The 14,675-nt window shown below is 56.4% G+C and carries 12 protein-coding genes; 6 read left to right on the forward strand and 6 right to left on the reverse strand.

What is annotated here, in order from left to right; translation table 11 throughout:
* Nucleotides 1-466 precede the first annotated feature (466 nt).
* The 6 genes from EH31_RS08885 to EH31_RS08910 all read left to right on the forward strand — a co-directional run bounded on the left by EH31_RS08885 (nt 467) and on the right by EH31_RS08910 (nt 7,479).
* Nucleotides 467-1,639 (forward strand): acetyl-CoA C-acetyltransferase, encoded by a 1,173-nt coding sequence (locus EH31_RS08885; RefSeq protein ID WP_034959794.1) that lies wholly within the window; start codon nt 467-469, stop codon nt 1,637-1,639.
* A 39-nt stretch (nt 1,640-1,678) separates the two neighbouring features.
* On the forward strand, nt 1,679-2,479 hold the full coding sequence (locus EH31_RS08890; RefSeq protein WP_034959795.1) for an SDR family NAD(P)-dependent oxidoreductase: 801 nt from the start codon (nt 1,679-1,681) through the stop codon (nt 2,477-2,479).
* Between the two features lie 76 nt (nt 2,480-2,555).
* Entirely contained in the window at nt 2,556-3,425 is an 870-nt protein-coding gene (locus tag EH31_RS16895) for an energy transducer TonB (protein WP_051699095.1), read from the forward strand.
* A gap of 143 nt (nt 3,426-3,568) precedes the next feature.
* Entirely contained in the window at nt 3,569-5,833 is a 2,265-nt protein-coding gene (locus EH31_RS08900; RefSeq protein ID WP_034959797.1) for a M3 family metallopeptidase, read from the forward strand.
* Between the two features lie 227 nt (nt 5,834-6,060).
* Complete coding sequence (locus EH31_RS08905; protein WP_034959799.1) at nt 6,061-6,933, forward strand: crotonase/enoyl-CoA hydratase family protein; 873 nt, start codon at nt 6,061-6,063, stop codon at nt 6,931-6,933.
* Between the two features lie 54 nt (nt 6,934-6,987).
* On the forward strand, nt 6,988-7,479 hold the full coding sequence (locus EH31_RS08910) for a MarR family winged helix-turn-helix transcriptional regulator (RefSeq protein ID WP_034959800.1): 492 nt from the start codon (nt 6,988-6,990) through the stop codon (nt 7,477-7,479).
* A 98-nt stretch (nt 7,480-7,577) separates the two neighbouring features.
* On the opposite strand, the gene EH31_RS08915 is transcribed toward EH31_RS08910, so the two are convergent.
* From EH31_RS08915 to cpaB, 6 genes are all read right to left on the reverse strand, one after another.
* Nucleotides 7,578-8,597, reverse strand: a complete 1,020-nt coding sequence (locus tag EH31_RS08915) for a type II secretion system F family protein (RefSeq protein ID WP_034959801.1) — start codon at nt 8,595-8,597, stop codon at nt 7,578-7,580.
* A gap of 18 nt (nt 8,598-8,615) precedes the next feature.
* Nucleotides 8,616-9,587, reverse strand: a complete 972-nt coding sequence (locus EH31_RS08920) for a type II secretion system F family protein (RefSeq protein WP_034959802.1) — start codon at nt 9,585-9,587, stop codon at nt 8,616-8,618.
* Between the two features lie 152 nt (nt 9,588-9,739).
* Nucleotides 9,740-11,026: a pilus assembly protein CpaE gene (locus tag EH31_RS08925; protein ID WP_034959803.1), complete on the reverse strand. Its 1,287-nt coding sequence runs from the start codon at nt 11,024-11,026 to the stop codon at nt 9,740-9,742.
* A gap of 3 nt (nt 11,027-11,029) precedes the next feature.
* Entirely contained in the window at nt 11,030-11,692 is a 663-nt protein-coding gene (locus EH31_RS08930) for a CpaD family pilus assembly protein (RefSeq protein ID WP_034959804.1), read from the reverse strand.
* 24 nt (nt 11,693-11,716) lie between these two features.
* Nucleotides 11,717-13,366, reverse strand: a complete 1,650-nt coding sequence (locus EH31_RS08935) for a type II and III secretion system protein family protein (protein ID WP_034959805.1) — start codon at nt 13,364-13,366, stop codon at nt 11,717-11,719.
* Nucleotides 13,367-13,463: 97 nt separating this feature from the next.
* Entirely contained in the window at nt 13,464-14,579 is a 1,116-nt protein-coding gene (cpaB, locus tag EH31_RS08940; protein ID WP_034959806.1) for a Flp pilus assembly protein CpaB, read from the reverse strand.
* Nucleotides 14,580-14,675 lie beyond the last annotated feature (96 nt).

Genomic DNA, 14,675 nt, shown 5'->3' on the forward strand with positions numbered 1-14,675 from the left:
GTCTCTCTTAAGACGGATCGTATGCGTCAGCGACGGATTTCCCGTTCACAGCAAAGCTGACTAACGCACAACATGTCCATCCCTGTGCCGCGATGTGGCTGAAATGCCCGACTAAGAAAAGCATTGTCACAGCGTGGCACAAACAAAACACAGCGGTGTAACGTGATTGCAACACAGGATTTTGCGTCTGGACGATGAGCTGAGTTTCCCGAGCGTTAGGCTGCAAATTCCGCAGTTTGGTCGTTAACTTGAAGGTAATCATAAACAAGCTGCAGAACCGTTTTCGGGAAAGCTGACAACCGCGCCTGCCGGCGTCACACGCTCACTCTTTGATCTTTTTGGGCTCAGCTTGGATGCGACATAGACTACAAGGCTAATCAATGGCCGCTTGATTCCGATTAGCCTCGCTGCAATAGGCGAGTGGCAAATTGAAACGTTTACGTAAACGGGAAGGGAAAGTCTCATCATGGCCACTGCTTATATCGTCGATGCTGTTCGCACTGCTGGAGGGCGCCGTGGAGGCCGTCTTGCAGGGGTTCACCCGGTTGATCTGCTTGCAAAATCACTCGACGCAGTGGTCGAGCGCAGCGGCGTTGACCCCAGCGCTATCGATGACGTGGTGACCGGCTGCGTCAGTCAGGCGGGCGAACAGGCCGGACAAGTCGGGCGCATGGGCGTTCTTGCATCCAAGCTCTTGCCGCAATCGACCCCCGCCGTTTCCATCGACCGTCAATGCGGTTCTTCACAGCAAGCGATCCAGTTCGCAGCGCAGGCTGTGATGAGCGGTACGCAGGACATCGTCATCGCAAGCGGCGTTGAAAGCATGACCCGCGTTCCGATGGGCACCAACATGACGCTCCACATGAAAGAGGGCCTTGGAAACTACATGTCTGACGGCGTCAAAGCGAAGTATCCCGGCGTGCAGTTCAGCCAGTTCATGGGCGCTGAAATGATTGCCAAGAAGCACGGCATGACCAAGGAAGAGCTCGACGCATTTTCGTTGAACAGCCACATGAAAGCGAAAGCGGCGACCGAGGCAGGCGCGTTCGAAAATGAGATCGTGGCAGTTGAAATCGAAACGCCCGAAGGCACCGAAATGCATACGGTGGATGAGGGCATCCGCTTTGATGCGACAATCGAAGGCATTTCCGGGGTCAAGTTGATCGACCCACGCGGCATGGTAACAGCGGCCAGCGCAAGCCAGATTTGCGATGGTTCCTCAGCGGTTTTGGTCGTTTCGGAAGAAGCTCTCAAAACCCACAACCTCACGCCAATGGCGCGTATTCACAATCTGACAGTGACCGCAGGCGACCCTGTGATCATGCTCGAAGAGCCGCTGTTCGCGACCGATAAAGCGCTGGCACGTGCCGGCCTCAAAATCGGGGACATCGACCTTTACGAGGTGAACGAAGCGTTTGCCCCTGTGCCGATGGCATGGCTCAAGCACACGGGCGCCGATCCTGAGAAACTGAACGTACACGGCGGCGCGATTGCGCTTGGCCACCCGCTGGGTGCATCGGGTACCAAGCTTATGGCAACGCTCGTCCACGCACTCAAGCGTCACGGCAAGAAATATGGTCTTCAAACGATGTGTGAAGGCGGCGGCGTCGCCAACGTCACCATCATTGAAAGCCTTTAAGCAAATCACAATGAATCAAAGCCCTAGAGAGGAAAGCTAATGGAAGTTTCAGCCAACACCCCAGCCGTCGTCACCGGCGGTGCATCAGGCCTTGGTGCCGCAACCGTTCGCGCGCTTGCTGCCAAAGGCGCGAAGGTCGCGATCTTCGACATGAACGAAGAAAAAGGCGAAGCAATCGCTGCGGAAGTCGGCGGCATTTTCTGCAAGGTCAATGTGACCAGCGAAGAGGACGTTGATGCAGGTTTCGCCAAGGCGCGCGAAGCCCACGGCCAGGAACGCATTCTTGTGAACTGCGCCGGTATCGGCAACGCCATGAAAACGGCCAGCCGCGTGCGTGATGAAAACGGCGGGCTTACCGGCGAAACGAAGCACTTCCTGCTGTCAGCGTTCGACTTTGTCATTCAGGTGAACCTCGTTGGCACGTTCCGCTGCATCGCCAAATCTGCTGCTGGAATGCTGAAGCTTGACCCGCTTTCCGAAGACGGTGACCGCGGCGCAATCGTGAACACCGCGTCGGTTGCCGCAGAAGATGGCCAGATGGGCCAGGCGGCTTACTCTGCATCCAAAGGCGGCGTTGTTGGCATGACCTTGCCAATCGCGCGCGACCTGATGAGCGAAGGCATCCGTGTGAACACGATCCTTCCCGGAATCTTCGAAACCCCGCTGATGAACGCAGCACCGCAAAAGGTGAAAGATGCTCTGGCCGCATCCGTGCCATTCCCCAAGCGTCTGGGCATGCCTGAAGAATACGCCAAACTTGCCATGACCATGATCGAGTGCGGTTACTTCAACGGCGAAGACGTGCGCCTCGACGGTGCAATCCGCATGGCCCCGCGTTAATACAAGCTAGCTTGTTGCAATATCGAAAGCCCGGTGACACCATGTCGCCGGGCTTTTTTTGTTTTGGGAACGTAGTATGCGTTTTGCAGCTTTGGGTGTCGTTGGAGCCACAGCATTTTTGGCAACCGGTACAGGGCTTGCGGCCAAAAACGATCCAGTCGTGGTTACGCCAAGCTCGCCATGGAACGTCCACTACGGCGAAACCAAATGCCGCTTGGCGCGCACGTTTGGCGAAGGTTCAGACATGCACGTCCTTATTCTTGACCAACATTTTCCCTCTGCCAGCGCAGGGGTGACTGTCGCGGGCCTTTCTTTTCGCCGGTTTGAAGGCCGCGAAGAGACCAACGTTCGCTTTTCAGAGACGATAGCGCCCTTTACCAGCGAGCCTTTCAAAGGCGACATCGGGCAGCATAAGTACGCGCTTGTTTTTTCCAGCGTCCATTTCGGTGAAATTTCGGAGCAGGGCGCAGCCGGTATCCCGCAACTCGACAATAAACTCGCAGCAGACATCAACTTTCTGTCGTTTTCGCAAGGCCGCCGAAACGTGCGGTTCGAAACCGGCCCGCTCGGGCCAGCCTTCGAGGCGCTTAACACTTGCACACAGGACATGGTGCGCGAATGGGGGTTTGACGTTGAGAAGCAGATGACTGTTGCGAAGCGGCCCATGTTGAAGAATATCGACCGGGTCGTGAAGCGCATTCAGCGAACCTATCCAAGCGCAGCGCTCAGCAGGGGGGAAAGCGCGATTATCCGTGTGCGTGTGACGGTCGACGAAATGGGCGAGGTCGAGAACTGTGTTTTGAACGACCTGACCGTTACAAAAGCGCTCGAATCGCCCGCATGCCGCGAGATGCGTTTCGCTGAATTCGATCCAGCGATTGATGTGAACGGCAAACCGATCCGGTCATTTTACACAACGTCGATAACCTATCAGATCGGGAGCTAATGACGCTCGTCGAGCCGACAAGTCGTCCATCCTCCATTCAAGTTGCGTCCTGCAATGCAACATTCTAACAGTCCCACATCCAAAAAGTGCGCGGGCCTTTGGCCGCGTGCCCACTGTCAATTTCCAAAAGAGGTCGTCCATCCATGACGCGCAAACTCGCTTCTTTCGCTCTTTCTGCATCCACCCTTGCTCTTGCCGCCTGCGCGACCACAGGAGATGAGGGAGGGTATACCGCCACGATCGCTGATGCGCGGCCTATTCCGCATTCTGCGCCCACTGCGTCGATCCCCGAAGGCACCGGCTATTTCGCTTCTGACAGCACTCTGCCGTTCATGGCGCCAGACTTCACCAAGATCAGCGAAGACGATTACGTGCCGTCATTCGAACAGGGCATGGCGATCCAGGCTGCCGAAGTGCAGGCGATCATCGACAATCCGGCAGAGCCTACCTTTGAGAACACCATCGTCGCGCTTGAGAAATCGGGCCGTATGCTTGGCCGCGTGGCACGCGTGTTTTTCCAGCTCACCGGCACCAACACCAATGACCGCCTCGATGCGATCAACACCGAGATCAGCCCCAAGCTGACCGCACACGGTGACAGCATCACTTTGAACCCGGAACTGTTTGCCCGCGTCAAAGCGGTTTACGACAAGCGCACGTCTCTTGGCCTCGACCGCGAAGACACAAAGCTGCTTGAAGGCACCTATGATGGCATGGTTCAGGCAGGCGCGCTTCTTACCGAAGCGCAGGTCGAGCAGGTCAAGGAAATCAACTCGCAGCTTTCCAAGCTGACCACCGAATTCGGGCAAGCAGCGCGCGGCGCGATGGCGGATCAACCGGTGATCTTTGATAGCGCCGATGAACTTGCCGGCCTTTCCGAAGGCGACATCCGTTCAGCAGCCGATTTTGCCGCCAGCATTGGCCAGGAAGGCAAATATGCAATCGCCCTTCAAAACACGACGCAGCAGCCGCTTATCCCAGCGCTTGATAATCGCGAGGCTCGCCAAAAACTGTTTGAGGCAAGCTATCACCGCGCCGATGGCAAGACCGATATCGATACGCGCCTGCTGATCGCGCGCATCGCAGAACTGCGTGCAGAAAAAGCGGCGATCTTTGGTAAGCCCGATTGGGCAACCTACACCATGTGGGACCGCATGGCCGAAAAGCCTGAAACCGCGCTTTCCTTTATGGAACAGATGGTCCCCGCACTTGCCGCGACACAGCGCCGCGAGGCAGCCATGCTGAACAAAGCGATCGCGGCTGATGGCGGCGATTATGAAGTGAAGCCGTGGGATTGGTATCGTTATGCCAACCAGATCAAGGCGGAACAATTCGACCTCGATGAAGACGCGGTCATGGAATATTTCGTCCTTGATAAAGTGCTCGAAGACGGCGTCTTCTACATGGCCGAAAAGCTGTACGGCCTGACCTTCGAACGCCGCACGGACCTGCCGGTCTATCACGAGGACGTGTGGGTCTACACCGTGTTTGACCGCGATGGTTCAGAGCTTGGCCTGTTCTATTTCGACCCGTTCCAACGCCCGTCCAAACGCGGCGGCGCGTGGATGAGTAACTTCGTCGACCAAAGCTATATGTGGGACACAAAGCCGGTCATTTACAACGTGCTCAACATTCCCAAAGCGCCAGAGGGCGAGCCTCAATTGGTCAGCTTTGACTGGGTCAACACCACCTTCCACGAATTTGGTCACGCGCTGCACGGTTTCTTCGCCGATCAGAAGTATGAAACACTTTCCGGCACCGCCACCGCGCGCGATTTTGTAGAGTATCCAAGCCAGGTTCACGAAATGTGGATGACATGGCCCGAAGTGCTGCAAAACTACGCCAAGCATTATGAAACCGGTGAAACGATCCCGACCGAGATGGTCGAGAAGATCGAGGCGGCTTCCAAATTCAACCAGGGGTATGATTTTGGCGAAGTGGTGACGTCCGCGCTTCTCGATATGAAGTGGGCCGCGCTTTCCAAGGAAGAGGCAGCAGCCCTTGATACGCCAGAAAAAGTGACCGCGTTTGAGCGTTCATCACTGGAAGAGCTGGGTCTTGAGATTGATCTGGTGCCGCCGCGTTATCGCAGCACCTATTTCAACCACATCTTCTCGTCCCCTGCGGGGTATTCGGCTGGCTATTACAGCTATCTTTGGACGCAAATGCTCGACCACGACAGCCGCAATTGGTTCCGCGAAAATGGTGGGCTCTCGCTTGAGGCTGGCCAGCATTACCGCGACACCGTGCTGAGCCGCGGCGGCACGATGGACTACTTTGAAATGTACGAGAATTTCGCAGGCCGTAAGCCTGACGTGAAATACATGCTCGAAGCGCTCGGCCTGACAGGCGGCGGTGACGCCACTGCCAAAGCGCCAAGCGGCGAAGGCGCGGTGGGCGGCTCCTGAGCCTCTTACCCAGCCGACTAAAAAACCCCGCACCGTGGATGCCACAGTGCGGGGTTTTTTGTGCCCATCCTACTTGGGGTGTCCTACAGGGGGTTGGGCAATGTATGAGGGCAGCGATGCTGATGCCTTTTACCTTACCTTTTTTACCAGTTTTGCGCTTCCACCCGGCCTCAAATCTTTTCTCCCCCTGAACAGTGTGCCAAGTGTGCCAAACAGGAGAGATTTTGATGACGGATTACACGCAAATTCTGGTCGACAAGACCGATGGCATCGCCACCATCACATTGAACCGCCCGGAGAAAATGAACGCCTACACCCGCACCATGGGTGAAGAAATCATGGCAGCGATGGATGACATTGATGCCGATGATGATGTGCGCGCGGTGATCTTTACAGGCGCCGGCGAAAAGGCGTTTTGTGCTGGCGCTGACCTGACACCGGAAGGGGGAGGGCACGTCTTCTCTGATCCCACACAGGTCGATGATCTGTCCGATGAACGTGTGCGCGATGGTGGGGGCCTTCTGACGCTTCGCCTGTTTGAGAGTAAAAAGCCCTTGATTGCAGCGTGTAATGGGGTTGCCGTGGGCGTGGGTTCAACCATGCAATTGGCGATGGATATCCGGCTTGCGGCATCCCATGCGCGTTATGGATTTGTGTTCGCACGCCGCGGGATTGTTCCAGAGGCGGCCTCAAGCTGGTTCCTACCGCGCCTTGTCGGTATCAGCCAGGCTCTGGAGTGGTGCTATTCCGGCCGCGTCTTTGGCGCGGAAGAAGCGAAGGATGGCGGACTTATCCGGTCCATCCATGCGCCCGACGATCTCCTTTTGGATGCAAGAGCCATTGCGCGCGAGATTGCCGACAACACCTCGGCGGTTTCGGTGTCGATGACCCGGGCGATGATGTGGCGTTTGATGAACGCCGATCACCCCATGGAAGCGCACAAGATCGACAGCCGGGCAATCTATCGCTTGTCACGCGGGAAAGATGCAAAAGAGGGCATCGCAAGCTTCCTTGAAAAGCGCGAGCCGCAATATCCCGGCAAGGTCAGCGAGGATTTGCCAGACTTCTACCCGTGGTGGGAGGAACGTCCTTACAAATAGTCGGAATGGCGCGTGGTCTTGAAGAGACACTGGTTTCATGAGAAACTGGTTCCCATGACCAAATCACAAGCTTCTCTGGCAACAGACTTTCAGCTCGCCAACTTTCTGCCGTATCAGCTATCCATCGCGTCCAATGCGGTGAGCGGGCTCATCTCTGAGCGATACCGTGCGCGCTTTGGCCTTAAGGTGACGGAATGGCGGGTCATGGCTGTTCTGGGTGATGCGGGCAGCCACGGCGGGCAGGTGACACAGCGCGAGCTCACTGAGGCGACCTTGATGGACAAGGTTGCGGTGAACCGGGCCTGCAAAGTGCTCGAGGAACGCGGCCTTATCGCAAGGGTTGCAAATGAAAGCGATGGCCGCTCGCACCTTTTGGCTCTGACGGGCGAGGGCGAGGCGATCCATAGTGAGGTCATGCCCACCGCAAGGGCGACGGAGCGGGAACTGTGCGAGGGCTTGGATGAGGCCGAAGAGGCAGCGCTGCGTTCCATGCTCGCCAAGATCCGCGCGCGCGCCGGGATACTTACCCAGCAGACCGGAACCTAAATCTGGAACCTAGATTTGGCTCCAAAGCTGGGGGCCTGAAAGCAAAAGAGCCGGCGCGTCCGTCAACGCACCGGCTCCTTTTTCTGGTTTGAAGGCGCTTAACCTAACGCACCGCCTTCTGGGTTAACCAGAGCATCGCTGATCGAGCAGGCCGCAGGGCCAAGGATCACGATGAACAGCACCGGCAGAATGAACATGATCAATGGAATGGTCATGATCGCAGGCAGTCGGGCTGCCTTCTCTTCAGCCCGCATCATCCGCTCGTTCCGGAATTCAGCAGACAGAACACGCAAGGCCGAGGCAAGCGGGGTACCATAACGTTCGGTTTGAACCATGGTGGTCACAACACCCTTAACCGCTTCGAGATTGACCCGGTAGGCAAGGTTGTTGAACGCCATCTTACGCTCGTTCAGGAAAGACAGCTCAATCGCGGTAAGAGCAAATTCATCGCCCAGTTCCGGATAGGCACGGCCCAATTCCTTTGCGACGCGGTTGAATGCAGCGTCCACGGTAAGACCGGCTTCTGCGCAAATGACGAGCAGATCGAGCGCGTCCGGAAGACCCTTTTGGATTTCAAGCGTACGTTTCTTGGCAAGGTTCGAGAGATAAATCTCGGGCCCTTTGTAGCCAAGGAACACAAGTGCACCAAAAGCCATCACCTTCTTCATGGAGCCATCGCCCCAAGCGAAATAATCGATCCAGTAGAAGAGGAAGAAACCGATGAGGCCAAAAATGATCGGCAAGATTGCGCGAAGGCCGATGACGATCACCGCAAGCTCTTTGTTGCGAATGCCTGCGTGAGCAAGCTTTTGCTGCACAGCCTCGATCTGGCTCTGCTCGAGCACGTTCAATTTGCCCAGGCTGTCCTTCACCTTGTCGGTGGTGTCAGTCCGGCGAACAAGGCTGGCGCGCTTGCGCGAACCGCCGGTTACAATGCCAGCTTTGAGTTCGTCGCGGCGTTCTTCGAGCGCTTTCACGCGTTTAGCCATCGGGTCTTTGATTGTGACGGCGGCATAGATTGCCAATATCACGGCAAAGGCGGCTAATCCTGCGAGAATGCTTCCCACGAGGATGACGTCAAAGCCAAGAAGCGTTGGTCCGGCTGGTTGATCAAGCATAGTCAAGTCCCTCCCGGATCAAATCTCGAAGCTGACCATTTTGGCCATGATAAAGGCACCGATGCTCATCCAGATGAGCCCTCCGAGGCCGGCGATAATAAGGCGATCATCGACGAAGAATTGGCCCAGATAATCAGGGTTGATCCAATAGATCATGCCAAAGACGATGAAGGGCAAAGAACCCACGATGTAGGCGGAAGCTTTTGATTCGGAGCTCATCGCCCTGATCTTCAGCTTCATTTGTGAACGCTTGCGCAGCACGTCGGCAAGGTTCGACAAAGTTTCAGCAAGGTTACCACCGGTCTCGCGCTGGATCGCAAGCGTGATGGTGAAGAAGTTGAACTCAGGAATGCCCAGCTTGTCGCCAGTTTCCTGAAGCGAATCTTCCATCGTCTTACCGATTTTGATGCGCTCTACGACGCTTTTGAATTCGAGGCCGACAGGGCCGGGGACTTCTTCGGCGACAACCTGGAGCGTTTCAGCCACTGGAAGACCTGAGCGCAGACCGCGCACTAGCAATTCGATGCCGTCGGGGAATTTTGAAACAAAGTCGTTGGTCCGTTTCTTGATGAAGAATCCCACAACAAGGTGCGGCAGCCCGCAGCCGATCACAGCCCCGACGCCGAGCGCCAAGAGGGGGGCGCCGCTTTGCAGGAACACGATGACCGCAACACCAATGGTAAGGCCAAGCGATGCATAGATGTACTGAGACAAAGTCCAGCCTTTGCCAGTACGATCAAGCCGCATTTCCAAGGCTTCGGTGCGTGATCCAGAACCGGCAACTTTGTGTGTTTTAGGCTTGCGCGCCGCAATCGCTTTCTTGAGCTGCGATTCCACTTTGGAATCGGTGCTATCGGAATGCCGAAAGCGCAGCGCATCGATGCGGCGCTTTTGCGATTTGCCAACGTTCGGGCCGGTCAACAGCAGGTAGCCGCCAACGATCACCAGAAAGATCACCACTGTGATCAGCAGGGTTTGCAGTATGTCCATCTTGGTTTTTTCCTGCTCGTTCTCGTTGCTTTGCTCGCGCCCACCGTTCGAAAAGAACTACCCGCAAACGGGTCGCGCGATGTGCTAACCTTCTCTCCCGGTAGGCCAGAGCGAGGAGTTTCCCTTCGCCGCTGGCACCGCCGGGAATTCGTTTATTCAGCTGGCTCTGCGTCTGCCTTGCTCTTGTCTTTCTTTGCCAAGAGCGATTTCAGATCGAACCCGCCAAGAAGCGATTTTTTCTCTTCGGTAATCGAGGCCAAATCATCTTCGCTTGCGCCCATAATGCGCTCAGCGATCTGTTTGATGGTCGCGGTTGCCTTCGAGTTCTTGTTCGCTTCGGTGAATACCTGACCCAGTTTGGCAGCGTTTGACGCGGCCTTGATGTCGTACGGAATTGCAAAGTCGATCTTGCGCTCGATTGAAGCTTCAAAATCTGCCTTGCTGATTTCGGCGACACCGGACTGGTGCTTGTTCACGACGACCATCGGATGGGCGTGCGCTGCATTGGTTTTCAGCCACGACAAAATCCGAATGGTGTCGCGGGCCGAGGCGAGGGTGAGCTCGCACGTCAGCAGGACCAGGTTCACATCAGCCAGCAAATGCGGGAAGTTGATCAGCATATTGCGAGGCAGATCAATCACCGTCATTTCAAACGCTTGTCGGAACTCTTCCTCGAGCTGCACAAAGGCAGCGCCATCGGTCATCAACGGTTGGCTGATGGGAGCCTCGGCTGAAAGGATCGACAAATTGTCATTGGCACGGATCATGGCGCGTTCAATGAACAGGCCGTCAATCCGGCTTGGATTGTCGATCGCGTCGGTCAGCCCGCGGCCAGGTTCAAGATCAAGCGCAAGCGCGCCCGTACCAAAGTGTACATCGAGATCCAGCAGAGCGGTCGGTGCGCTGTGTTGGTCGCTGAAGAGCCACGCAAGCGAGGTCGCAATCGTCGAAGCGCCAACGCCCCCACGAGTGCCCACAACCGCGGTTGAGATGTGGCGTTTGATCCCTTCTGCATCTCCACCCTTAGGCGAGGTGAAGACCGCAAGCGCGCCATTGAGCGCATCATGCACGGCCTGCGCATTGAGTGGCTTAAGAAGATAGTCGTGGATCCCGCTTGAAAGCAGGTCGCGGTAAAGGCGCACGTCATTGACTTGGCCAATCGCGATCACAACCGTGCCCGGCTCACACACTTCAGCCAATGCGTTGATGTCATTCAACGGGTCACCGCTTTCCGACAGATCGACCACCAAAATGGCAGGACTTGCACTGACAGACAAAGATTGGACTGCATTGCGCAGGCCACCTTTGTTGCACTTCTCAGGCGGCCAGCCCATTTCAATCACGACGGGGCGCAGCACGTCGAGCGCTGCATCGTCGCAAATGTAAGCGGCAAAAGGATCACGATTGCCGGGGATGCCGGATTTCCATGGAGCGTTCATTGATCAGTTACCTCCGCCTTGGGCTTGATTTGCTTGTTGGAGACCGCCTGCACCGGTTGGTGCAGCTTCGCGGAATGTCTCGATCGCTTTGGTACCGGTTGCAATCACAGTCTCACCTGTTCCTGATTGACCTTCGAGAAGGTCTTCAGGGTTAGCGACCATCGCCGCCAGATTGCTGTTCACCGCGCAGCCGTAATTCTTGCTGGTCTCGTTCCTGTAATTGCCGTCGTAACGGCCTTCCCAGTTCGGACATCCTGGGACTGTGGCGGAAGAGCGCGTGATAACCACGCGCGCCTGTCCAGCGCCCAAGAGGCCCGAAGTTGTCGGGGCAACGCCTTCGACAATTAGACCGTAGCGACCTGCCAACTGGTTCACTGCATCAGCAACCGCTGGATTTGACGAAGGATCTTCGATGGTGACGCGGTCACCATAACGCAGGTCCATCGTTTCAAACCAACCATTGACGCGTTGTTGTTCGCTGATCGAAAGGCCAGAGCGGTCTGTGTCGACATCAAGGGTGAAGTTGGTGCGCTCGACCACCGGTTGATTAACCGAGTAAAGCGAGGTGTTGGTTTCTGTAAGCGGGCCACTGCTGCATCCAGCAAGACCGACGCCTAAAGCCAGGGCGATCGCGCCCATCAGCTTGTTATTGTGTGCATTCTTCATCACGGTAACCTTTTTGCTGAGGGCTTAGAGGCTGAAGCCGGGCGCAGGAGCGTCCGCTCCGTCACGCTTGCGGTCTCGGCTGCTATCGGCGCGGCGGTCCTGCTTGCCATTGCGCGAAGGCACGATGGCAGCTGGATCTACAGCGCTCACTTCAGGGTTAGGGGCGTCAGGCTCCGAAGCGGTCGGGCCAGGACGGCGCTCACCGCTTACACTGCCGCTTTCACGGTAGAGAAGCATCTGCTCCAATTCGCTCGCAGCGCGGAAGCCATCGGTTGGATAGACGATCTCACGTTCGTTGACTGGCTTGACCAGATATGGCGTCACAACGATCACAAGCTCGGTTTCGCCGCGACGGAAAGAGCGCGAGCGGAACAGATTGCCAAGGATCGGAACGTCGCCAAGGCCAGGTGCCTTATCCAGCGAGTTTTGCGCATTGTTGCTGAGCAGGCCAGCAATCATGAAGCTTTCGCCAGAACCCAGCTCAACCGTCGTTTCAGTGCGGCGGATTGTAAGGGCAGGGACCTGGAAGCCGTTCAATGTCACCGCGCCTTGCGATGAAAGTTCGGAAACTTCCGGGCGGACGCGGATCGAAATCCGGCCATTGGAAAGAACGGTTGGCGTATAGGAAAGGCTAACACCAAAGTCGCGATATTCAATTGCGACGTTGCCCAGGCCTTGGGAAATCGGAATTGGGAACTCACCGCCTGCAAGGAAGGTTGCAGTCTCACCCGAAAGCGCAGTCAAATTCGGCTGCGAAATCGTGGTGATGAGGCCCATGCGCTCTGACAGGTCCATCGCGCCAAGCACATCAAGACCGAACAGTTGAGCCAGACCACCAATGGTCGTGCCGGAACCTGCGTTGGTGCCGATCGCGCTCCCTGCGATTTCGTCAATCAGAGGAACACCGTCATCATCGGTTACGATATTGCCTGCAATGTCGCGTACAAAACGCTGTCCGGTCACTGCGCCGGCACCTGGGCCAACGCTCAGTGGACCGCCGGTGTTAAACCCAGATTCACCAACAAGGTTGCGACCTGTACCAAAACCGCCACGGAAACCGCCTTGCGCGCCGTCAATCGTGGTGACGTTACCGCCGATCTCGCGAACGAGACTGCGGCTGACTTCGGCAAACTTGACTTGCAGATTGACCTGCAGCGGGGTCGCCGTTTTCAGGCGAGTGATGACATTGGTGCCATCGCCGAGGAAAGCAGCTACGAGACGTTCGGCTTCTGCCGCGTCTTCAGGGGCTTTCACCGTGCCTGTCAAAAGCACTGTATTGGTGCCCATCGTCGCAACATTCACATTGGCTTCTGGCATCGCAAGGGCGAGCATCTGGTCGATGCTACCGATGTTGTTGCCGACCCGGATGTTGGCTGAGAAGATCACATCGCCGCGAGCATTGCTGGCGTAGATTGTGGTCTCACCGCCTGCTTTGCCGAAGACATAAAGCTGGCGCTGCGATTTGATCTGTACGTCAGCAACATTATCGTTGGCCACAAAGACATCGGTCATTGCACCTGGCACAGCGATCAATTCACCGCGGCCGATGGAAAGCACGATTTCTGAATTCGGGCTAACGACTTGCTGCGCTGTTGCTGATCCGGTTGGCATCGCTACCATCGGCAGCATTGCAATCCCGGCGAGCAGAGCTCTGCTAAGAAATTTGGCTTTCATCTTTGGGGCCCCTCTGGATTCCCGTTTGGCTGGAGTTGCCAAGTGGATGTTCGGTTTGGTGTAGGCTCGCATGGCTATTTGTCCTCTTTCGAGCCCGTTACCGGATTGTGCTAAGCGCGGACGGAACGGTTTGCCCCGCTTGGCCAACGCCTTGACTAACGCTGTTGTTAAAGTTGCCGGTTGCCGCGGTGATTGAACCGCTCACTGGCACCTCTGTGGTTGCTTTACCCCGTGTCACGCGGACCGACGGGCCTTGGTAGACAGGCGCGCCATTGACCTTTGCAGAAACGCCAGGTGCAGCAGGCGTGCGTGCAGCAACACTGCTACGCCCACCATCGTCTTGCGGTGGCACTGACTTACGCTGGAAGCGTGAAACGTCGCCGCCGGTCTGGAAAGTTGACTTGCCTTCGACAGGGCGACCCATTGCAGTGCGCAAGAAACGCTCTTCTTCTTCAGGTGTCGCATCGGCTGGGATTTCAATCTCACCCGAAGCAATCGCACGCTCCAGTTCAGCCTGATTGTCTGAAATCGAACGCAGAACCAAAGTGAGTTCGCCAATCGTTTGCGCAACGGCAACCTTCTCAGCAATCTTCGGAGTGACTTCGAGTGTTACGGTACGGAACGCACGAACGAGGGTCTTACCTTCTTGGTCAGTCACTTGTTCGGTTGTTTGGTCGGTCGCAAGGACGCGCAGGTTACGAAGCACGGTTTCTGCTGCCTGAAGCGCGCGGCCTTCGCCTTTAACGCTTTGGGTCAATACCATGTCAACGCGGTCGCCAGGGAATACAAAGCCAGCGACGCCGGTCTTGGCAGACACCGGAACAGTCACGGCGCGCATGCCTGGGCCAAGCGCTGCAGCAAGGAACCCACGGTCGCCTGGGCGAACGAGCGAGCCATGCGTAACCGGCTCACCTGCCGTAACAGGGAAGCGCACAACAGTACCCAAAAGTTGGCTCATGTCGGAATTGCCTTCAATAAAGTAGGCATCCTGGACCAGTTCTTCGGGCCATTGCTGATAGCCCATGGCATCAGCGGTGATGATCGTGCCTGCAGGCAGTGCGCGGTTTGCAACAAGAACCTTGGGTCCTGTTGGCTCAGCTTGTGCCTCTGCAGCCGGAGCTGCGTCGCCTGCAAACATACTGCGTGCAAGGAAGGCGCTGCCAATCGCGACAACGAGTGCACCAAGCAGCAGAACCAGTTTCTTCCTATCCATGGCTAATAAGCCCCCTTCGTGGGCCCGTGACATTACGGGCAGGTATGCTTGAAGTTGTTACGTCCAAAGTAGTTAAGATCGGGTTTCCACCCCGCT

Origin of the sequence: Erythrobacter longus (assembly GCF_000715015.1) — a bacterium.
Classification (GTDB): domain Bacteria; phylum Pseudomonadota; class Alphaproteobacteria; order Sphingomonadales; family Sphingomonadaceae; genus Erythrobacter; species Erythrobacter longus.